The sequence below is a fragment of the Micrococcus sp. UYEF5 genome (genome assembly GCF_040546065.1).
GTDB lineage: Bacteria > Actinomycetota > Actinomycetes > Actinomycetales > Micrococcaceae > Micrococcus > Micrococcus luteus.
This window is the reverse complement of the sequence record NZ_JBEPNB010000002.1, coordinates 42,667-62,536: the sequence shown is the minus strand read 5'-3', so window position 1 is coordinate 62,536 and position 19,870 is coordinate 42,667. Positions and strand designations below refer to the sequence as shown.

The 19,870-nt window shown below is 73.4% G+C and carries 19 protein-coding genes; 3 read left to right on the top strand and 16 right to left on the bottom strand.

Annotated features, from left to right (window positions below; all coding sequences use genetic code 11):
• Positions 1-7: 7 nt before the first annotated feature.
• A complete protein-coding gene (gene glnA, locus ABIB16_RS02355; RefSeq protein ID WP_144879658.1) occupies positions 8-1,348 on the bottom strand; it encodes a type I glutamate--ammonia ligase in 1,341 nt (446 codons plus the stop codon).
• Between the two features lie 36 nt (positions 1,349-1,384).
• Between glnA and panB the strand changes: the two genes are divergently transcribed.
• Positions 1,385-2,248, top strand: coding sequence for a 3-methyl-2-oxobutanoate hydroxymethyltransferase (gene panB, locus ABIB16_RS02350; protein WP_036383056.1), 864 nt, complete (start codon positions 1,385-1,387; stop codon positions 2,246-2,248).
• Between the two features lie 67 nt (positions 2,249-2,315).
• Here panB and ABIB16_RS02345 read toward each other — a convergent pair whose 3' ends face one another.
• A complete protein-coding gene (locus ABIB16_RS02345) occupies positions 2,316-2,528 on the bottom strand; it encodes an SPOR domain-containing protein (protein WP_036314191.1) in 213 nt (70 codons plus the stop codon).
• Positions 2,529-2,564: 36 nt separating this feature from the next.
• Between ABIB16_RS02345 and map the strand changes: the two genes are divergently transcribed.
• Together map and ppgK are read left to right on the top strand one after the other, a co-directional pair.
• Positions 2,565-3,509 (top strand): type I methionyl aminopeptidase, encoded by a 945-nt coding sequence (map, locus tag ABIB16_RS02340; protein WP_144879656.1) that lies wholly within the window; start codon positions 2,565-2,567, stop codon positions 3,507-3,509.
• 21 nt (positions 3,510-3,530) lie between these two features.
• The gene (gene ppgK, locus ABIB16_RS02335) at positions 3,531-4,355 is read left to right on the top strand and encodes a polyphosphate--glucose phosphotransferase (protein ID WP_036339941.1); all 825 of its coding nucleotides are present in this window, start codon (positions 3,531-3,533) and stop codon (positions 4,353-4,355) included.
• Between the two features lie 158 nt (positions 4,356-4,513).
• Here ppgK and nrdR read toward each other — a convergent pair whose 3' ends face one another.
• The 14 genes from nrdR to ftsW form a co-directional block, all read right to left on the bottom strand.
• Positions 4,514-5,008: a transcriptional regulator NrdR gene (gene nrdR, locus ABIB16_RS02330; protein WP_002855838.1), complete on the bottom strand. Its 495-nt coding sequence runs from the start codon at positions 5,006-5,008 to the stop codon at positions 4,514-4,516.
• A gap of 43 nt (positions 5,009-5,051) precedes the next feature.
• Positions 5,052-8,648, bottom strand: coding sequence for a DNA polymerase III subunit alpha (gene dnaE, locus ABIB16_RS02325; protein WP_141843994.1), 3,597 nt, complete (start codon positions 8,646-8,648; stop codon positions 5,052-5,054).
• A 107-nt stretch (positions 8,649-8,755) separates the two neighbouring features.
• A complete protein-coding gene (locus ABIB16_RS02320) occupies positions 8,756-9,718 on the bottom strand; it encodes an RluA family pseudouridine synthase (protein ID WP_144879654.1) in 963 nt (320 codons plus the stop codon).
• A 4-nt stretch (positions 9,719-9,722) separates the two neighbouring features.
• Positions 9,723-10,193 carry a signal peptidase II gene (gene lspA / locus ABIB16_RS02315; protein WP_060774652.1) on the bottom strand — a complete coding sequence of 157 codons (471 nt, stop codon included), beginning with the start codon at positions 10,191-10,193 and terminating at the stop codon, positions 9,723-9,725.
• Between the two features lie 56 nt (positions 10,194-10,249).
• Positions 10,250-10,843 carry a DivIVA domain-containing protein gene (locus tag ABIB16_RS02310; RefSeq protein WP_136940918.1) on the bottom strand — a complete coding sequence of 198 codons (594 nt, stop codon included), beginning with the start codon at positions 10,841-10,843 and terminating at the stop codon, positions 10,250-10,252.
• Positions 10,844-10,982: 139 nt separating this feature from the next.
• Complete coding sequence (locus ABIB16_RS02305) at positions 10,983-11,279, bottom strand: YggT family protein (protein WP_144879652.1); 297 nt, start codon at positions 11,277-11,279, stop codon at positions 10,983-10,985.
• Between the two features lie 7 nt (positions 11,280-11,286).
• On the bottom strand, positions 11,287-11,919 hold the full coding sequence (locus ABIB16_RS02300) for a cell division protein SepF (protein WP_060774653.1): 633 nt from the start codon (positions 11,917-11,919) through the stop codon (positions 11,287-11,289).
• A gap of 110 nt (positions 11,920-12,029) precedes the next feature.
• On the bottom strand, positions 12,030-12,818 hold the full coding sequence (locus tag ABIB16_RS02295; protein WP_136940919.1) for a YggS family pyridoxal phosphate-dependent enzyme: 789 nt from the start codon (positions 12,816-12,818) through the stop codon (positions 12,030-12,032).
• A complete protein-coding gene (locus ABIB16_RS02290; RefSeq protein ID WP_354436031.1) occupies positions 12,815-13,636 on the bottom strand; it encodes a purine nucleoside phosphorylase YfiH/LACC1 family protein in 822 nt (273 codons plus the stop codon). Before ABIB16_RS02290 ends, ABIB16_RS02295 begins: the two co-directional genes overlap by 4 nt.
• Positions 13,633-14,850, bottom strand: coding sequence for a cell division protein FtsZ (ftsZ, locus tag ABIB16_RS02285; protein ID WP_060774656.1), 1,218 nt, complete (start codon positions 14,848-14,850; stop codon positions 13,633-13,635). Before ftsZ ends, ABIB16_RS02290 begins: the two co-directional genes overlap by 4 nt.
• A gap of 317 nt (positions 14,851-15,167) precedes the next feature.
• Positions 15,168-15,953 (bottom strand): cell division protein FtsQ/DivIB, encoded by a 786-nt coding sequence (locus ABIB16_RS02280; RefSeq protein WP_230260011.1) that lies wholly within the window; start codon positions 15,951-15,953, stop codon positions 15,168-15,170.
• Positions 15,950-17,437, bottom strand: a complete 1,488-nt coding sequence (gene murC / locus ABIB16_RS02275; RefSeq protein ID WP_354436030.1) for a UDP-N-acetylmuramate--L-alanine ligase — start codon at positions 17,435-17,437, stop codon at positions 15,950-15,952. Before murC ends, ABIB16_RS02280 begins: the two co-directional genes overlap by 4 nt.
• Complete coding sequence (gene murG / locus ABIB16_RS02270) at positions 17,434-18,564, bottom strand: undecaprenyldiphospho-muramoylpentapeptide beta-N-acetylglucosaminyltransferase (RefSeq protein WP_041102719.1); 1,131 nt, start codon at positions 18,562-18,564, stop codon at positions 17,434-17,436. The genes murC and murG overlap by 4 nt, the downstream gene beginning before the upstream one ends.
• Positions 18,561-19,853 (bottom strand): putative lipid II flippase FtsW, encoded by a 1,293-nt coding sequence (ftsW, locus tag ABIB16_RS02265; protein ID WP_144879646.1) that lies wholly within the window; start codon positions 19,851-19,853, stop codon positions 18,561-18,563. The genes murG and ftsW overlap by 4 nt, the downstream gene beginning before the upstream one ends.
• Between the last annotated feature and the right edge of the window lie 17 nt (positions 19,854-19,870).

Below are 19,870 nucleotides of genomic sequence, written 5' to 3'. Positions count from 1 at the left end.
CGGCGCCTCAGAGGCCGGAGAGGTAGCGCCGCAGCTCGTACGGCGTGACCTCCACCCGGTAGTCGTCCCACTCCTGGCGCTTGTTGCGCAGCAGGGCGTCGAAGACGTGCTCGCCCAGCACGGACGCCACGAACTCGGACTCCTCGGCGGCGCGCAGGGCGTCGTGCAGGGTGCCGGGCAGGGGGACGTGGCCGAGCACGCGCCGCTCGTGGGTGGTGAGCGCGCTGACGTCCTCGGCGGCGGACTCGGGCAGCTCGTAGCCCTCCTCGATGCCCTTCAGGCCGGCGGCCAGCAGCAGCGCGTAGGCCAGGTACGGGTTGGCCGAGGCGTCGATGCCGCGGTACTCGATGCGGGCCGAGCCGGCCTTGTCCGGCTTGTACAGGGGAACGCGCACGAGGGCGGAACGGTTGTTGTGCCCCCACGAGGTGTACGACGGGGCCTCTCCCCCGCCCCAGAGACGCTTGTAGGAGTTGACGAACTGGTGGGTCACCGCGGTGATCTCCACGGAGTGGCGCAGCAGGCCCGCGATGAACCGGCGGCCCGTGACGGAGAGCCGGAACTCGTCCGCGGGGTCGTAGAACGCGTTCGCGTCGCCCTCGAAGAGGGAGAAGTGGGTGTGCATGCCGGAGCCCGGGTGGTGGGAGAACGGCTTGGGCATGAACGTGGCGTAGGTGCCCTGGGCGGCGGCGACCTCCTTGACGACGGTCCGGAACGTCATCACGTTGTCCGCCGTCGTGAGCGCGTCCGCCGCGCGCAGGTCGATCTCGTTCTGGCCGGGGCCGTTCTCGTGGTGGCTGAACTCGACGGAGATGCCCATGCCCTCGAGGAGGCTGACGGCGTCGCGGCGGAAGTCGGCCGCGTCGGAGCCGGGCACGTTGTCGAAGTAGCCCGCGCGGTCCACGGGCACCGGCTCCCCGTCCGGGCCGGGCTGGTCCGACTGCAGGAGGTAGAACTCGATCTCCGGGTGGGTGAAGCACGTGAAGCCCCGATCGGCGGCCCGGTCCAGCACGCGGCGCAGCACGTGCCGCGGGTCGGCGGGGGCGGGGCGGCCGTCCGGGGTGAGCACGTCGCAGAACATCCGGGAGCTCTGTTCCTGGTCGCCGCGCCAGGGCAGGATCTGGAAGGTCGAGGGATCGGGCTGCAGCAGCATGTCCGACTCGGAGATGCGGGTGTATCCGTCGATCGAGGAGCCGTCGAAGCCCAGGCCCTCCGTGAAGGCGTTCTCCACCTCGGCCGGAGACAGGGCCACCGACTTCAGGGTGCCGATCACGTCCGTGAACCAGAGCCGGACGAACTTGACGTCCCGGTCCTCGATGGTGCGGAGCACGTAGTCCTGCTGTCGATCCATGCCGCCACTCTAGACGCGCCGCGTAGACTCCGGCCCATGTCTGCTCCCCAGTCCCCCCGGCAGCCTGACGACACCGCCCCCTACGGTCCGCCCGCCCCGTCCCGGTACCGGACGGTCCACCTGCAGCGGGCCAAGGACGAGGGCCGGCGCTTCGCGATGCTCACCACCTACGACGCGATGACGGCGGCCCTGTTCGACGAGGCCGGCGTCGAGGTGCTGCTCGTGGGCGACTCGGTGGGCAACACCGTGCTGGGCCATCCCACCACCCTGCCGGTCACCCTGGACCAGATGATCCTGTTCACCCAGGCCGTGGTACGCGGTGCCGAGCGTGCCCTCGTGGTCGCGGACCTGCCCTTCGGCTCGTACGAGGCCTCCCCGCGGCAGGCCGTCGAGTCGGCCGTGCGCCTCGTGAAGGAGTCCGGCGCGCACGCCGTCAAGGTGGAGGGCGACGAGCGCTTCGCCGAGCACGTGGCCGCGATGACGGCAGCCGGCGTCGCGGTCATGGCCCACATCGGCTTCACCCCGCAGTCCGAGCACGTGCTCGGCGGCTACCGGGTGCAGGGCCGCGGCGCGGGGGCGGCCGAGCGGATGACGGCGTCGGCCCGGGCCCTCGAGGCCGCGGGGGCGTTCGCCGTCCTGATGGAGATGGTCCCCTCGGACGTCGCCGCCGCCGTCGACGCCGCGCTGCGGGTGCCCACCGTGGGCATCGGCGCGGGCCCGGGCACCACGGGCCAGGTGCTCGTGTGGCAGGACATGCTCGGCCTGCGCGAGGGACGGGTGCCCCGGTTCGTCCGTCAGTACGCCCGTCTGCACGAGGTCGTGGGCGACGCGGTCCGGGCCTATCGCGCGGACGTGCTCGACGGCGCGTTCCCGGCCCCGGAGCACGGCTTCGAGGGCTGAACCCGCCCCGTGAGACGACCGGGCCCCCGTCCGAGGGACGGGGGCCCGGCGTCGTCCGGCGCCGCGGTCAGGAGGCGTCGTCGACGGGACGGCTGTCCCAGTCGTCGTCGCGCTCGTCCCAGGCGTCGGCGGTCTCGTTGTTCGCCCGCACGCGGTCCATCGCGGCCTGGGCCTCCTCGCGGGTGCCGAACGGGCCCAGCAGCTGGGACCAGTCCGACTGGGCGCCCACCTCCACCTGATGCGTGTTGACGTTGTACCAGAACTCGCTCGTCTCGGTCATGGGGGCCACAGTAGCCGGGCCGATAGGCTGGAGGACATGTCCCAGCGTCAGAACCCCGTCGCCCCGTCCAGCCACAACGGTCCCCGCCCTGCGGGCCCCACCGCGCCGGAGCCCGGGTCGCTCGCCCCCGTCGGCACGCTGACGCCCGGGGCCCCGTCCCCCGCCCCGCCCGTGCCGGCCGCGATCCCGCGCCCCGAGTACGTCGGCAAGGCCACCCCGGACGAGGGCAAGGCCTCGGACGTCTACGACGCCGCCGGCGTCGCGCGGATCCGCGCCGCCGGCCGCCTGGCCGCGCAGGCCATGGAGCACACCGCCGCCCACATCCGCCCGGGCGTCACCACGGACGAGCTGGACCGGATCGCGCACGCCTTCCTCGTGGAGCGCGGCGCCTACCCGTCCTGCCTGGGCTACCGCGGCTTCCCGCGGTCCATCTGCACCTCGATCAACGAGGTCATCTGCCACGGCATCCCGGACGGCACCGTCCTGGAGGACGGGGACATCGTCAACCTGGACATCACCGCGTACCTGGACGGCGTCCACGGGGACCACAACCGCACCTACCTGGTCGGCGACGTGGACGAGGAGTCCCGGCTGCTCGTCGAGCGCACCGAGGAGGCCCTGCGCCGCGGCATCCGCGCCGTGAAGCCCGGCCGTCAGGTCAACGTGATCGGCCGCGCCATCGAGTCCTACGCCAAGCGCTTCGGCTACGGCGTGGTGCGCGACTTCATCGGCCACGGCGTGGGCGTGGACTTCCACTCCGGCCTCGTGATCCCCCACTACGACGCGGCCCCGGCCCACGACCGCCTGCTCGTGCCCGGCATGGTGTTCACCATCGAGCCGATGCTCACCCTCGGCACGATCGAGTGGGACCAGTGGGACGACGGCTGGACCGTGGTGACCCGCGACCGCCGTCGCACCGCGCAGTTCGAGCACACGATCGTGGTCACGGACGACGGCGCGGAGATTCTCACGCTGCCGTGACCCGGCACTAAGCTGGGGGCCGTGACGACGCACACCAGCACCGCCCAGCGCTCCTCCAAATACCCCACGACGATCGGCATCGACGTCGGGGGGACCGGCATGAAGGGCGGCCTGGTCCGCCTCGGGTCGGGGCCGAAGGCGGGCACCCTGCGCGGGGACCGCTTCCGCATCCCCACGCCGCAGCCGGCCATGCCCGAGCCCGTGGCGGCGACCCTGGCGGCCATCACCGCCGAGCTCGACGGGCGCGAGAAGGCGCCGAAGCCCTCCGCCCCGCTGGGCGTGTGCTTCCCCTCGATCGTCAAGGACGGGGTGTGCCTGTCCGCGAACAACATCGACCACTCGTGGATCGGCACGGACCTGCGCGGCAGGTTCGAGGAGCACCTGCGCCGCCCCGTGACCGTGGTCAACGACGCCGACGCGGCCGGCCTCGCGGAGGCCCGCTACGGGGCCGGGCGGGGCGTGCGCGGCCTGGTGCACGTGATCACCCTCGGCACCGGCATCGGCGGCGCGATGATCCACGACGGCGTGCTCGTCCCGAACTTCGAGGTCGGCTCCCTGGAGCTCGACGGCGTGATGGCCGAGTCGCGGGCCTCCGCGAAGGCCCGGGAGCGCGATCAGCTCAGCTGGGCCGAGTACGCCGAGCGACTGCAGCGCTTCTTCTCCCACGTGGAGCGGATCTTCTCGCCCGACCTGTTCATCGTCGGCGGCGGCATCTCCAAGCGGCCGGACGACTACCTGCCGCTGCTGCGCCTGCGCACCCCGATCGTCCCGGCCCAGCTGCAGAACAACGCGGGCATCGTGGGCGCCGCCCTGGCCGCGCACGGCTCGCTCGCCGACGGCAACTGAGGGCGCAGACACCGAGGGCGGTTCCGGCTTCCCCTCCGGAACCGCCCTCGGCAGTCTTGCCGGGCCGACCGAGGTCGGCCCGGGGATCACTGTAGCGTCTGGAGGCCGTGCGCACCACTGCACCGTCGATCCCGGCGGCGCCGTCGCATCGGCCCAGGTCAGCGGGTGAACAGCCGCGGCTGCACGGCGGGACGGCCGCGGTCGTCCCCGTCACCGGCCCGGAGCTCGGCGATGGCCTCCTCGAAGTCGTCGAGGGACTCGAAGTCCCGGTAGACGGAGGCGAAGCGCAGGAAGGCCACCTGGTCGAGACGGCGCAGCGGATCGAGGATGGCCAGGCCGACGTCGTGGGCGTCCACCTCGGCGTTGCCCGTGGCACGGACCGTCTCCTCGACCTCCTGGGCGAGCATGGCCAGGTCGTCGCTCGTCACCGGCCGCCCCTGGCACGCCTTCCGGACGCCGTTGATCACCTTGGAGCGGTCGAACGGCTCCGCCACCCCGGAGCGCTTGACGACGGTCAGGGCGGTGGTCTCCATGGTGGTGAACCGCTTGCCGCAGGCCTGACACTGCCGACGCCGACGGATGGCGGAGCCGTCGTCGAGGGAGCGCGAATCCACCACGCGCGAGTCCTCATGGCGGCAGAACGGGCAGTGCATCAGCTCTCTCCTCCTGGGCGGGGCACTCCCATGCTACGTCCGCTCAGCCGAGGCAGGCCGGACCCAGCAGGATCTTGAGGTCGCCGAACAGCGCCGGGTTCGGGCTCACCCGGAACTGCGGGCCCAGCTGGAACTCCTGCGTGGCACGCTGGCCCACCAGGGACAGCCGCACCTCCGAGGAGCCCTCATGGGTGCGCAGCACGTCCGCCAGCTGGCCCATGACCTGCTCCGTGGCCTTGAACGCTGGCAGCGTGATCCGCACGGGGCCGCCGGGGCCGTCCGAGAGCTCCGGGATGGTCAGCTCCATCGCCGACAGGGACACCGACCCGTCGTCCCGGCGCTGCACCCTGCCCTTGACGGCGACGACGAGGTCCTCGGCCAGCATCATCGCGATGGGCGCGTACACCTGGCCGAAGAACATGACGTCCATCGAGCCGCCGAGGTCCTCGATCTCGCAGCGCGCGTACGCGTTGCCCGAGGACTTGGCGATGCGGCGCTCGAGCGTGGTGATCAGGCCCGCGATGGTGACGATCGCGCCGTCCGCGGGCCCGTCGTCGTCGAGGACGCGGGTGATCTGGACGTCGGCGTGCTGGGCCAGGACGCCGTCGAGGCCCTGCAGCGGATGGTCGGACACGTACAGACCCAGCATCTCGCGCTCGAACGCGAGCTTCTCCTTCTTGGCCCACTCCGGCAGGTCCGGGACGGCGACGCCGTCCGCGGCGTCGGAGTCGTCCTCGTCGCCGCCGCCGAGCGCGAACAGGTCGAAGGTGAACTCGCCGTGGTCCTCCTTGCGCTTCTGCGCCACGGTGGCGTCCACGGCCTCCTCGTGCACGGCCAGCAGGGCGCGGCGGGCGTAGCCGAGGGAGTCGAAGGCGCCGGCCTTGATCATGGACTCGATGGTGCGCTTGTTGCACACCACGAGCGGCACCTTCGCCAGGAAGTCGCCGAAGCCCGTGTACGAGCCCTTCTCCTCGCGCCCCTGGACCATGCCCTTGACCACGTTGGCGCCCACGTTGCGGACGGCGCCCATGCCGAAGCGGATGTCCCGGCCGACGGGGGTGAAGGTCAGGTGGGACTCGTTCACGTCCGGGGGCAGCACGGTGATGCCCATGTGGCGGCACTCGTTGAGGTACATGGCCAGCTTGTCCTTGTCGTCGCCCACCGAGGTGAGCAGCGCGGCCATGTACTCCGCCGGGTAGTGCGCCTTGAGGTAGGCCGTCCAGTAGGAGACCAGGCCGTAGGCGGCCGAGTGCGCCTTGTTGAACGCGTAGTCCGAGAAGGGCAGCAGGATGTCCCACAGGGCCTTCACCGCGGCCTCCGAGTAGCCGCGGTCCAGCATCCCCTGGTGGAACGCCTCGTACTGCTTGTCCAGCTCCGACTTCTTCTTCTTGCCCATCGCACGGCGCAGGATGTCGGCCTGGCCGAGCGAGTAGCCCGCCACCTTCTGGGCGATCGCCATGACCTGCTCCTGATACACGATCAGGCCGTAGGTGGTGTCCAGGATCTCCCGCAGCGGCTCCTCCAGCTCCGGGTGGATCGGGGTGATCTCCTGCTGCCCGTTCTTGCGCAGCGCGTAGTTGGTGTGCGAGTTCGCGCCCATGGGGCCGGGGCGGTACAGGGCGATGGTCGCCGAGATGTCCTCGAAGTTGTCCGGGCGCATCATCTTCAGCAGCGAGCGCATGGGCCCGCCGTCGAGCTGGAACACGCCGAGGGTGTCGCCGCGGGCCAGCAGCTCGTAGGCCGCCGGGTCGTCCACGTCGAGGGTCTCCAGGTCCAGGTCCACGCCCTGGTTCGCCTTCACGTTCTCGAGCGCGTCCGAGATGATCGTGAGGTTGCGCAGCCCCAGGAAGTCCATCTTGATCAGGCCCAGGGACTCCGCCATCGGGTAGTCGAACTGCGTGATGACCTGGCCGTCCTGCAGGCGGCGCATGATCGGGATGACGTCGATCACCGGCACCGAGGACATGATCACGCCGGCCGCGTGCACGCCCCACTGCCGCTTCAGGCCCTCGAGACCCTTGGCGGTCTCGAAGACCTCCTTCGCCACCGGGTCCGTCGCGATCAGCTCGCGGAAGGGCGCGGCCTCCCCGTAGCGCGGGGCCGCGGGGTCCTCGATGTCCTTGAGCGGGATGTCCTTGGCCATCACCGCCGGCGGCAGCGCCTTGGTGAGGGACTCGCCCATCGAGAAGGGCTGGTCCATCACGCGGGCCGAGTCCTTCAGGGCCTGCTTGGTCTTGATGGTGCCGTACGTGACGATCATGGTGACGCGCTCGTCGCCGTACTTGCGGGTGACGTAGTCGATCACCTCGGAGCGACGGCGGTCGTCGAAGTCGACGTCGAAGTCGGGCATGGACACGCGGTCCGGGTTGAGGAACCGCTCGAAGATCAGCCCGTGCTTGAGCGGGTCCAGGTCCGTGATGCGCAGCGCGTACGCCACCATCGATCCGGCGCCCGAGCCGCGGCCCGGGCCCACCCGGATGCCGTTCTCCTTGGCCCAGTTGATGAAGTCGGCCACGACGAGGAAGTACCCGGGGAAGCCCATCGAGATGATGACGTCCAGCTCGTAGTCCGCCTGCTTGCGCACGTGGTCCGGCACGCCGTCCGGGTAGCGGTAGGCCAGACCGGAGGCGACCTCCTTGATGAGCCAGCTGGTCTCGTCCTCGCCCTCCGGCGTGGGGAAGACCGGCATGTAGTTGGCCTTCGTGTCGAACTCGACCTCGCACCGCTCGGCGATGAGCAGCGTGTTGTCGCAGGCCTCGGGCAGCTCCGCGAACAGCTCGCGCATCTGCCGCGGGGACTTCAGGTAGTACTCGGTGCCGGAGAACGCGAAGCGGGAGCCGCCCTGGTCGTAGCTGGGCTCGTTGAGCTTCGAGCCCGACTGCAGGGCCAGCAGCGCCTCGTGCGCCTTGGCGTCGTGCTCGTGGGTGTAGTGCAGGTCGTTCGTGGCCACGAACGGCAGGCCCAGGTCCTTGGCGAGCCGCCGCAGGTCCGTCATCACCCGGCGCTCGATGTCGAGGCCGTGGTGCATGATCTCGCAGTAGTAGTTGTCCTTGCCGAAGATGTCCCGGAAGTCCGAGGCCGCCTGCATCGCCTCCCGGTACTGGCCCAGGCGCAGGCGCGTCTGCACCTCGCCGGAGGGGCAGCCCGTGGTGGCGATCAGGCCCTTCGAGTACTGGCTCAGCAGCTCCCGGTCCAGCCGCGGCCACTTGGCGTACACCGAGTCCAGCGAGGCGATCGAGCCCATCCGGAACAGGTTGTGCATCCCCTCGGTGGTCTCGCTCAGCAGCGTCATGTGCGTGTACGCACCGCCGCCGGACACGTCGTCCCCCCGCTGGTGGGGCTCGCCCCAGCGGGTCTTCTCCTTGTCCGTGCGGTGCTGCTGCCCGGGGGCCACGTAGGCCTCGAGCCCGATGATCGGCTTGACGCCCGCCGCCGTCGCCTTGGACCAGAAGTCGTAGGCGCCGAAGAGGTAGCCGTGGTCCGTGATGGCCAGCGAGTCCATGCCCAGCCGCTGAGCCTCGGCGAACAGGTCGTCCAGCTTCGCGGCGCCGTCGAGCATGGAGTACTCGGTGTGCGTGTGCAGGTGGACGAAGCCGCCGTCCTTCACGGCGTCGGCGCGGGCGTCGGCGGACACGGTCATGCGGGGTGGGCCTTTCGACGGGGAGGACGGCGGGGCCGCACCAGCCTACTCGTGGTGCCCGGGCGGCGGGGCCGGACCGGGACGGGGGTCACGTCGACGGTGCCGGCTCAGTCCTCGTCGCCGCGCAGCGCCGCCAGGGCGTGGGCGAGGTCGTCCGGATACGGGGAGGTGATCGTCACCGGCTCCCCCGTGACCGGGTGCGGGAACGCCAGCCGGTGGGCGTGCAGCCACTGGCGGGTCAGCCCGAGCTCGGCCGCCAGTCGCGGATCCGCCCCGTACGTGAGGTCGCCGACGCACGGGTGGCGCAGCGCCGAGGTGTGCACGCGGATCTGGTGGGTGCGCCCGGTCTCCAGGTGGACCTCGAGCAGGGTGGCCCGGCCGAACACCTCGAGCGTCTCGTAGTGGGTCACGGACGGCCGGCCGTCGTCGAGCACCGCGAACTTCCAGTGGTGGCCGGGATGCCGCCCGATGGGCGCGTCCACGGTGCCGCTCAGCGGGTCCGGGATGCCCTGGACCACGGCGTGGTAGACCTTCTCCGGCACGCGCTCGCGGAACTGGTCCTTCATGGCCGTGTAGGCGCGCTCGGTCTTGGCCACGACCATGACCCCGGTGGTGCCGACGTCGAGCCGGTGCACGATCCCCTGGCGCTCGGGGGCACCCGAGGTGGTGATGTGGTAGCCGAGGGCGGCCAGGGCGCCCACCACCGTGGGCCCGACCCAGCCGGGCGAGGGGTGCGCGGCCACGCCGGTGGGCTTGTCCACGGCCACCAGGTCCTCGTCCTCGTACAGGATGCTCAGCGCGTCCACGCGCTCTGCCCTCACTTCCAGGGGGTCGGGGTCGTCGGGGACGTCGACGGCGAGGGTCTCCCCCGCCACGGCCTTCGCGGACTTGGCCAGGACGCGGTCCCGGCGGCCGGAGCGCGACTCGGCCCGCACCAGGCCCCGGGAGAACCAGTCCGCCAGCAGCGAGCGGGAGACGCCGAACGCGTCGGCGAGCACCGCGTCGACCCGCCGGCCCGCCTCGGCCTCGGTGACCTCGAGCCGTTCGGTGAGTCCCGGTCTCATGCCCATGTCCTCACGCCTCCCGTGTGCCGTCCAGGCGGCGGCCGGTCATCACGAGCAGAGCGACGCCGATGACGGAGCAGACGATGAACGAGTCCGCCACGTTGAAGATCGCGAAGTGCGGCACGGAGATCATGTCGACCACGTGGCCGCGCCCGAACGCCGGGGGCCGGAACAGCCGGTCCGTGAGGTTGCCGAGCACGCCGCCGGCGAGCCCGCCCAGCGCCAGGGCCCACGGCGTCGAGCGCACGCGGGCGATCCCGACGAGGGCGGCCACCGCCACCACGGCTTGGATGACGGTGAACACCCAGGTGTGGTCCTCGCCGATGGAGAACGCCGCGCCCGGGTTCAGGATGTAGTGCCAGCGCAGCACCCCGGGGATCACCGCGACGGAGTCCCCCAGCTGCATCGTGCTCTCGACCGCGTACTTGGTCAGCTGGTCGAGGGCGTAGGCCAGCACCGCCACGATGAGGGCGGTGAGCACGGCTCGCCGGCCCGCGCGAGGGGATCGCGGGGCCGACGTGGCGTCGACGGCTCGGCTCACGCCGCGGGCGTGGGGGGCTCGACGCGCTTCTGGGCGCGGATCTCGCGCAGCTGGCCCTCGATGTAGGAGGTGAGGCGGCTGCGGTAGTCGGTCTCGAAGCTGCGCAGCTGTTCGACCTCGCCCTCCAGGCCGGCCTTCTCCTCGGCCAGGGCCTCGAGGGTGCGGGCCTTCTGCTCCTCGGCGTCGCTGACGAGCCGGGCCGCGGTGGCCTCGGCCTCGGCGACGAGCTCGGTGCTGCGCTGCTCGCCTGCGGCGACGTGCTCGTCGTGCAGCCGCTGGGCCATGGCCAGGACGCCGGCGGCGGAGGTCGCGGCCGCGTCGGCGGCCTCGGGGGCCGCGGCCGGCTCCTCGACGGAGGACGGCGTCGCGGCGGCCTCCGGGGTGTCCGCAGCGGGGGCGGCGGCCGCGGCGGCGCCGCCGGCGCGCAGCTCCGCGTTCTCGGACTCGAGCTGCTCGTTGAGGGCGATCAGGCGCTTGAACTCCGCCACGATCTCGTCGAGGAAGTCATCCACCTCGGTCTGGTCGTAGCCCTCGCGGAACTTCGTGGGCTGGAACTGCTTGTTGACCACGTCTTCCCAGGACAGCGCCATGGAACCGTCTCGCTCTCTGCTCGGTGCTCTAGGACGGCCGGGCGGCCCGGCGCGTCGGCGGTCGGCGCGCCGGTGAGGGGCGGCGCCGACCCTGCCGCGAAGACTACCACCGGGGCCGACAGCCGCCCCGGGCCGCGGGTCAGGCCACGCCGGCCAGGCTCACCACCAGGACCCGCAGCAGGACGACGCCGAGGAACACGATGAGGAAGGCCACGTCCAGGCCGATGCCGCCCAGGTTCACCGGCGGCACGGCACGACGCACGGGGCGCAGCAACGGATCGGTGGCCCCGTACACGCCGCTGGCCAGCACGAGGGCCGCCCCGGTGGGGCGCCAGTGGCGGGCGAACGACTGGGTGACGTCCAGGACGATCCGCACGGTCAGCGCCGCGAGCACCACCGTCAGGGCGAGGTAGGCGAGGGCGAGGAGCAGCTGCATGGGCGCCTCAGTCGCCGTCGAACGGGGAGTCGGCCTCGCCGGACTCGCCCTGCTCGGCGCCGACGACGTCCACGGTGGCCGGGGTCAGCAGGAACACCTTGCTGGTGATGCGGGAGATCGAGCCGTGCAGGCCGAAGACGAGGCCGGCCGCGAAGTCCACGAGGCGCTTGGCCTCGTTCTCACCGAGGTCGGTGACGTTCATGATCACGGGGACGCCGGAGCGGAAGGACTCGCCGATCGCCTTCGCGTCGTTGTAGGAGCGGGGATGGACGGTGGACAGGGTGTGCACGGAGGCTCCTTCGGCAGACGACGCTGCGGCTCGCTTGATGGGGGTCACCGGGGCCCGGTAGCCCGGGTCGACCGGCTCGGGACGCGCCGGACGCCGGGGTTCGACGGGATCGGCCGCGGTGGAGCCGGACGGGGTTACGGGCTCCGGCCGCTCGGCCGGCTCGGGATCGCGGACCGCAGCCGGGCGGACGGCCTCCATGTGGGGGTCGGTGTCCGGCTCCGCGGGGCGGCGCGCCTCGACGACCTCGTGTCGGGGCGCGGTCTCCCGCTCGGCGGCACGCGGCTGCTCGTCGTACTCGTCGCCGTCGGCCAGGCCGAGGTAGATCATCGTCTTCTTCAGGGCGCCAGCCATGAGTCTTCCTTCACCACGTCCTCCGGCCCCGGGGGCCGCCGTCGTTCGTCGTCGGTGCGCGTGCGTCCGCGCGGTCCTGTCGCGTCCCGCCGGGACGCGCGGGGTCAACGTTAGCCCACCGCGTCCCGGGCCCCCAGAACGTCGGAGCCGATGCGCACCTGTGTCGCCCCGGCGCGCACGGCCGCCTCGAGGTCCGCGCTCATCCCCATGGACAGCGTGGTGGCCTCCGGATGCGTCTGCCGCAGGCCCGCGCCGAGAGCGGCGAGCCGGCGGAACGCGTCCTCCGGGTCCAGGCCGCGCGGTGCCACGCACATCAGCCCGCCCAGCCGCAGGCCCGGCAGGCCGGCGATGACGTCCGCGAGGGCGGGGACGTCCTCGGGACGGGCGCCGCCGCGCGGGCCGATCCCCTCGGGGCGGTCCTCGTCGGCGCGGTCGTCGACGTCCACCTGCACGAGGCACTCCAGGTCGGGGATCGCGGCCTCGGGCTCGCGCTCGCGCCGCAGCAGGAGCGCTCGCGAGAGCGCCTCGGCCAGTTCGGGTCGGTCCACCGACTCCACCACGGACGCGTAGCGCACCACGTACTTGGCCTTGTTGGTCTGCAGCTGGCCCACGAAGTGCCAGCGCGGGGCGTCCGCCCCCAGGGCCGCGGCGACGGCCTCGGCCTTGGGCCGGGCCTCCTGGTCGCGGTTCTCCCCCACGTCGGTCACGCCGAGCGCGGCGAGGCGCACGACGTCCTCGGCGGGGTGGGTCTTGGTCACGACGACGAGCGCGGGCTCCGCCTCGCGCCCGGCGTCCCGCGCGGCGTCGGCGATGCGGGCGCGCACCGCGGCGAGCGCGTCGGCGATCTCCCGGGCGCGGGGGTCCGTCGGGGTCGGCCCGGCGGTGGCGGGGGCGGTCATGCCTCTCCTCTCGGGGTGGTGGCGTCGGGGTCGGTGCGCCAGACGAGGCCGGCGAACCGGCCCTCACCGGGCGCCCGGCGGTGCGAGAACAGGCGTTCGTCCTCGCGCGTGCACACGTCGATCGTCGCGGCGGCCACCCCGCGGGCACGGAGGACCTGTGCGGCGCCGGCGGGCAGGTCGAGGGCGGGGGTGCCCCAGGACGTGGTGGCCGCGGTCGCCGGGAGGCGGGCGGCGGCCTCGGCACGCATGGCGGCGGGCACCTCGTAGCAGCGGCCGCACACGCCGGGACCGATCCAGGCGCGCAGGCCGGGACCGGTCCGGTCGGTCTCCGGGCGCAGGGAGAGCAGACGATCGACGGTCGCCTCCAGGACGCCGTCCAGCAGCCCGCGCCGCCCGGCGTGGGCCACGGCGGTCGCGCCGGTCGTCTCGTCGACGAAGACCACGGGGAGGCAGTCGGCCACCATGACGGCCAGCGGCCGGGACCCGTCGCGGCTCACGGCGGCGTCGGCCACGGGGGCCGGGGCACCGCCGCGCCCGGGTCCGTCCGCCCACACGACGTCGGCCGAGTGCACCTGGTCCAAATAGAGCGTCGCGTCCTCGGGAACCCCCATCACGCGCTCCAGGGCGCGACGGGCGGCGCTGACGCGAGCGAGCCCCTCGGCCTCGTCCGGCGGGACCACGTGCAGCGCGAGGTTGCCGGCGGCCACGGACGTCCAGGCCACGTGCACGGCGCCCGTCGCGGTGCGGACGGTCTCGCGGTGCACGAAGGGGCCGGCGGGGACCCGTACGGTCCCGGCCGACCCCTCCGCGGCCGTCACTTGAGGAAGTCCGGGACGTCCAGGTCCGAGGACCCGGCGCCGAGGTCCGGCTCCACCACGGTGGGCAGGTCCTGCTGGCGGCGCGGCTGCTGCTCCTGCGGGGCCAGCGGCACGGTGCCGCGCACGGCGGGACGCTCGGCCTGCTGCGGCTGGGCCGGGGCGGGCTGCGGCTGGGCGGGGACGGGCTGCGGCTGCGTGGGGGCCGCGGCCCGCTGCGGGGCCGCCTGCTGCTGCACGGCCTGCGGGGCGGCCGGGGCGGAGGTGACGTCCACCTTGTCGAAGCCCGCGGCGATCACGGTCACGCGCACCTCGTCGCCGAGGGCGTCGTCGATGACCGCGCCGAAGATGATGTTGGCCTCCGGGTGGGCGACCTCCTGGACCAGGCGCGCGGCCTCGTTGATCTCGAAGAGGCCGAGGTCGGAGCCGCCCTGGATGGAGAGCAGCACGCCGTACGCGCCGTCGATGGAGGCCTCGAGCAGCGGCGAGGCGATCGCCAGCTCGGCCGCCTTGACGGCGCGGTCCTCGCCCTGCGCGTGGCCGATGCCCATGAGCGCGGAGCCCGCGCCCTGCATCACGGACTTCACGTCCGCGAAGTCGAGGTTGATCAGGCCCGGGGTGGTGATCAGGTCGGTGATGCCCTGCACGCCGGAGAGGAGCACCTGGTCCGCCTGACGGAAGGCGTCCATGACCGAGACGTTGCGGTCCGAGATGGACAGCAGGCGGTCGTTCGGGATCACGATGAGGGTGTCGACCTCGTCCCGCAGGGCGTCGATGCCCGCCTCGGCGGAGCCGGCGCGACGGCGGCCCTCGAACGTGAACGGGCGGGTCACGACGCCGATGGTCAGGGCGCCGAGCGAGCGCGCAATGCGGGCCACGACGGGCGCCCCGCCGGTGCCGGTGCCGCCGCCCTCGCCCGCGGTCACGAACACCATGTCCGCGCCCCGCAGGACCTCCTCGATCTCCTCCGCGTGGTCCTCGGCGGCCTGGCGGCCCACCTCGGGGTTCGCGCCCGCGCCGAGTCCACGGGTGAGCTCGCGGCCCACGTCCAGCTTCACGTCCGCGTCCGACATCAGCAGCGCCTGGGCGTCCGTGTTGATGGCGATGAACTCCACGCCGCGGAGCCCCACCTCGATCATGCGGTTCACGGCGTTCACGCCGCCGCCGCCGATGCCGACGACCTTGATGACGGCCAGGTAGTTCTGGGGTGCAGCCACGGTGTTGGTTCCCTTTGTTCGAGATCTCGAGAGGTCAGCGCGAGGCACAACGCCCCGGTGATCGGCGGCCACCCGGGGTGGACACCTTCAAGCACAGCGTGAAGCGAGCCTCGCGCGCGTTCGGGTCCACCGTACTGGGAGGCCCGCGTCACGTGCAAAAGAAAACGGCGTGTCCACGCGGAAAAGACGGCCTCCGCATCAACCTTCACGTGAGACTCGAAGGACCAGCCGCCGCGGTGATGGCACCCGGACTCGCGCGAGGCCCCGCGCCCCGACCTTCACCTTCACGTTCTACTGGAGACTCCTGTGGCCCCGGTTCAGCGCGTGATCGGCCGCGTGGGCACGGAGACGTCGATCTCGGCGACGCCGCCCGCCGCGGACCCGTGCCGCTCGTCCGCCAGGAACGCCTCGGCCACGGACCCCTTGAGGCCGGCGTCCTGCGCGTCGCCCCAGACCAGGGTCACCCCGCCCTCGAGCGCCAGACGGACCTGGCCCGGGCCCCGGGAGTCGGCCGTCTCGACACGATCCGCCACGGACTCCGGCAGGGCGGCCAGCACCTCGGCCACCTCGGCGCGCTCCTCCTGCGCCCGCTGCGGCAGCTCCTCCGAGAACGCGGGGAGGTCCTCGCCCTCGAGCCGCTCCTCCGGCACTCCCGTCAGGACGGTGCCGTCCGCGAGCAGCAGCTGCACGCCGTCGTCGCCGTCCCGCCGGGCCCGCGCCTCGTGCTCCCGGACCGCGACCTCCAGGCCGGTGGGCAGGCGGGGCACGGTCTGGACCTCGGCCACTCCGGGCAGACCACCGACCAGCTCGTCCACACGGCCGGCGCCGACGCGGGACAGCGGCACGCCGTACACGGGCTCCAGGCGCTCCTGGACGTCGGTGGCGGAGACATGGCGGGTGCCGGTGACCTCGACGCGGTCCACCGCGAGCACGGGCGAGAAGAACACGACCCAGCCCAGGACGGTCAGCACCGCGAGCACCCCGGCCGCCACACCCCAGCGCGTGGCGCGGCGCCGGCGCGCGGTGCGGCCCGGGAATCGGACCACGGTGGAGGCGTCGGCCCCGGCCGGAGCGACCGGCGGCGTCCCGCGGCCGAGCTTCACGGGTGGGCGACGCCGGGCGCCGCGTCCCGGCCGAGCTCGGCCAGCAGGTCCGGGCCCAGGGTGGTCACGTCCCCCGCGCCCATCGTCAGGACGACGTCGCCGGCCGTGGCGCCCGCCGCGAGCGAGCGCACCGCCTCGGCGCGGTCCTCGGCGACGACACGGTCCTCGGCGGCGCCCGTGGTGAGGCGGGAGGCGATGAGGGACGAGTCGACGCCGGGCATCGGCTCCTCCCGAGCCGCGTACACGGGCAGCACGCGCACCGCGTCCGCCCCGGAGAGGGCGGCGGCGAACTCGGCGGCGAAGTCCCGGGTGCGGGAGAACAGGTGGGGCTGGAACAGGACGTGCACGCGGGCGTCGCCGGCCACGGCACGGCCGGCGGAGACCGCGGCGGTCACCTCCGTGGGATGGTGCGCGTAGTCGTCGAAGACCCGCACGCCGCGCGCGGCGCCGCGGAACTCGAATCGGCGGGCCGTGCCCCGGAAGGCCTCGACGCCCCGCACGGCGGCCTCGAAGGCCATGCCCGCCCGGACGGCGGCCAGGACCACGGCGGCGGCGTTCAGCGCGTTGTGCCGGCCGGGCACCTGCAGGTGCAGGGTGCGCTCCGGTCCGTCCGCCATCCGGAACGTGGCGCGCTGGCCCACTCCGGTCTCGCCCGGCTCCACCGCGAGGTCGGTGACCAGCAGGTCCGGCGTCACGCCGTCGCGGGGCGCCGACCCGTAGGTCACGACGTCGGCGGCCGCGTGGTCCCGGGCCCACGCGGCCAGGTCCGCCGCGCCGGCGTCGTCGAGGCAGGTCACGAGGACCCCGCCCTGGGCGGCGGCCGGCAGCCCGCCCGCGAAGTCCCGGAAGACACGGTGCACCGCCTCCTCGGTCCCGTAGTGGTCCAGGTGGTCGGCCTCCACGGTCGTGACGATCCCGATCGTGCTCGGGTAGTTCACCAGGGTGCCGTCGGACTCGTCGGCCTCCGCGATGAACCACTCGCCCCGGCCCGCCCGGGCGTTGGTGCCGAGCCCGGCGACGGCGGCGCCGACGGCGAACGTGGGGTCCCAGCCGGCGTCGGAGAAGGCCATGGCGGCCATGGAGGACGTGGTGGTCTTCCCGTGCGTGCCGGCGACGGCCAGCACCCGGTGGCCGCGCATGGCCAGGGCGAGGCCCTCGGAACGGTGCAGCACGCGCAGTCCGCGCGCCACGGCGGCGTCGTGCTCCGGGTTGCCCGGCCCGGCGATCGAGGAGGCGATCACCGTGGTGACGTCCTCGCCCAGGTGCGCGGCGTCGTAGCCGACCGTGATCCGGGCGCCGCCCGCGGCGAGCTCGCGCATCACGGGCAGGTCCTTCGCGTCGGAGCCGGACACCGCGACGCCCTGCTCCTGGAGGATGCGGGCGACCCCCGACACGCCGACACCGCCGATCCCCAGCAGGTGCACGCGGCCCAGGTCGGCGAAGCGGCCCTCGGCCGCGGGACGGCTGCTCTCGTCGCGGCTCATCGCCGGGCTCCTTCCTGGGCGGCCGAGCGCACGAGGCCGGCCATGGTGACGTCCGCGTCCCGGACGCCGAAGCGGGCGGCCGCCTCCCCCATGCGCGCGAGACGCTCGGGGTCGGTCGCCAGCGGGATCAGCTGACGCTGCACCCACGCGCGCCCGAAGGCGTCGTCGCGGACGAGCAGCGCACCCTCCGCCTCCACCACGGGGCGGGCGTTGAGCGCCTGCTCGCCGTTGCCGATGGGCAGGGGGACGTAGACGGCGGGCAGGCCGACCGCGGACACCTCGCAGACCGTGCCGGCGCCCGAGCGGGCGACGATCAGGTCGGCGGCGGCGTAGGCCTGCTCCATGCCCGCCAGGTACTCCCGCTGGACGTAGCCGTCCCGGACCAGCAGGCTGCCGTCGTCCTCGGTGAGGGCCTTGTCCCGCCCGGTCAGGTGGAAGACCTGCAGACCGGCGTCGAGGAGGTCGCCCAGCGCGGCGCGCACGGTGCGGTTCACGGCCAGCGCGCCCGAGCTGCCGCCGGTCACCACGACGGTGGTCCGGTCCGGGTCGAGGCCGAGGGCCTCGCGGGCGGCACGGCCGGCGGCCGCCCGGTCCAGGCCGGAGATCTCGGGGCGCATCGGCATGCCCACCCAGCGGGCGCCGCGGAGGCGGGTGTCCGGCAGGGCGGTGCCGACGTGCGTGGCCCGCAGGGCCCCGATGCGGTTGGCCAGGCCGGGGCGCGCGTTGGCCTCGTGGACCACCACGGGCACGCCGGCCCGGAACGCGGCGAGGTACACGGGGGTGGCGACGTAGCCGCCCACGCCCACGACGACGTCGGCGCGCCGGTCCCGCAGGATCCGGGCCGCGGTCGCGACCGCGGCGCGCATGCGGGCCGGGAAGCGGACGACGTCCATCGACGGGCGGCGCGGCATCGGGACCCGGTCGATCAGGTCGAGCTCGTAGCCCGCCTCGGGGACGAGACGCGTCTCCATGCCGGAGGCGGTGCCGACCATGGTGCACTCGACGGGACCGCCGCCGTCGTCCTCCAGGGCGCGGGCGATCGCGAGCATCGGGGAGATGTGGCCGGCGGTGCCGCCGCCGGCCAGCACCACCCGCAGGGGTCCGGAGGGATGAGAGGTCTGCGTCATCGGGGCTCCTGGAGGGCGGGGGTGGGGATCACGGGGAGGGGGTCGGTGTCCGGCTCGTCCGCCTGCGGGCGGGCGTCCGGCTGGACGGCACGGCGGCGCTCGTGGCGGGCGAAGGCCAGCACGATGCCGACCGCGCTCAAGGACAGGGTGAGCGCGGAACCACCATAGGAGATGAAGGGCAGCGGGACGCCCACCACGGGGATGATCCCGGAGACCATCGCGATGTTGACGGCCGCCTGGCCCACCAGCCAGGCCAGGATCCCCCACGTGGAGAGGCGGATGAACGTGGACGTGGTCCCGGCGGCGACGCGGTAGATGCCGATCGCCAGGCCGAGGTAGGCCAGCAGCACCACCAGCGTGCCCACGAGCCCGAGCTCCTCGCCGAGGATGGTGAAGATGAAGTCGTTCTCGGCCTCCGGGATGTAGCTCCACTTCTGGCGGGACTGGCCGAGGCCCGCGCCCCACCAGCCGCCCGAGGCCAGGGCGTACATCCCGTGCGCCGGCTGGAAGCAGGGGTCGGTGGCGTCGGAGCAGTCCCCCAGCCAGGCCTGCACCCGGACCATGCGGTGCGGGGCCAGGAGGGTCAGGGCCAGGATGCCCAGCACGCTCAGCGCCAGGAAGGTGAGGAAGACCCCCCAGTGGGTGCCGGCCACGTACAGCACCGTGGCCAGCACGATCGCGAGGATGATCGCGGTCCCGAGGTCGCTGCCCGCCATCACCAGGCCCAGCAGGAGCAGGCCGCCGGGCAGCACCGGGATCAGTGCGTGCCGCACCTGGGTGACGAGGCGGTGCTTGCGCTCCAGGACCGCCGCCGCCCACAGGGCCAGGGCGAGCTTGGCGGCCTCGGAGGGCTGCATCCGGAATTCGCCGATGCCCAGCCAGTTGCGATTGCCGCCCACGGTGACGCCGAGCGGGGAGAACGCGACCAGCGCGAGCAGGATCACGGCCACGCCGAACGCCGGCCAGGCCATCGCCTTGAGGACGCGCACCGGCAGGCGCGAGAACACGAGCAGGGCCGCCACGCCCGCCACCGCCCAGGCGCTCTGGCGCAGGAACAGCGCGTACGAGCCGCCGCCGGTGCCGATCGCCTCGACGGAGGACGAGGAGAGCACCATGACGAGGCCCAGCACGGTCAGCAGGGCGGTGCAGCCGCTGATGAGCAGGACCGACAGGTCGAGGGCGCGGCGGCCCTCGAGGACCCGCCACATCCGGCGCAGGAGCCGCTCCCGGTGCTCGGGGGCGTCGTCGTCCGCGCGGGGACGGACCGGGCGGAGCTCGATCGGGGACATGGCCCTCCTCACGGGGG

Excerpts from the sequence above, each read along its gene's own strand:
- murC (WP_354436030.1), bottom strand. The coding sequence starts at position 17,437 with ATGAGCCGCGACGAGAGCAGCCGTCCCGCGGCCGAGGGCCGCTTCGCC.
- ftsW (WP_144879646.1), bottom strand. The coding sequence starts at position 19,853 with ATGTCCCCGATCGAGCTCCGCCCGGTCCGTCCCCGCGCGGACGACGAC.
- murG (WP_041102719.1), bottom strand. The coding sequence starts at position 18,564 with ATGACGCAGACCTCTCATCCCTCCGGACCCCTGCGGGTGGTGCTGGCC.
- ABIB16_RS02305 (WP_144879652.1), bottom strand. The coding sequence starts at position 11,279 with ATGCAGCTGCTCCTCGCCCTCGCCTACCTCGCCCTGACGGTGGTGCTC.
- glnA (WP_144879658.1), bottom strand. The coding sequence starts at position 1,348 with ATGGATCGACAGCAGGACTACGTGCTCCGCACCATCGAGGACCGGGAC.
- map (WP_144879656.1), top strand. The coding sequence starts at position 2,565 with ATGTCCCAGCGTCAGAACCCCGTCGCCCCGTCCAGCCACAACGGTCCC.
- ABIB16_RS02300 (WP_060774653.1), bottom strand. The coding sequence starts at position 11,919 with ATGGCTGGCGCCCTGAAGAAGACGATGATCTACCTCGGCCTGGCCGAC.
- ABIB16_RS02345 (WP_036314191.1), bottom strand. The coding sequence starts at position 2,528 with ATGACCGAGACGAGCGAGTTCTGGTACAACGTCAACACGCATCAGGTG.
- ABIB16_RS02310 (WP_136940918.1), bottom strand. The coding sequence starts at position 10,843 with ATGGCGCTGTCCTGGGAAGACGTGGTCAACAAGCAGTTCCAGCCCACG.
- panB (WP_036383056.1), top strand. The coding sequence starts at position 1,385 with ATGTCTGCTCCCCAGTCCCCCCGGCAGCCTGACGACACCGCCCCCTAC.
- nrdR (WP_002855838.1), bottom strand. The coding sequence starts at position 5,008 with ATGCACTGCCCGTTCTGCCGCCATGAGGACTCGCGCGTGGTGGATTCG.
- dnaE (WP_141843994.1), bottom strand. The coding sequence starts at position 8,648 with ATGACCGTGTCCGCCGACGCCCGCGCCGACGCCGTGAAGGACGGCGGC.
- ABIB16_RS02295 (WP_136940919.1), bottom strand. The coding sequence starts at position 12,818 with ATGACCGCCCCCGCCACCGCCGGGCCGACCCCGACGGACCCCCGCGCC.
- ABIB16_RS02320 (WP_144879654.1), bottom strand. The coding sequence starts at position 9,718 with ATGGGCATGAGACCGGGACTCACCGAACGGCTCGAGGTCACCGAGGCC.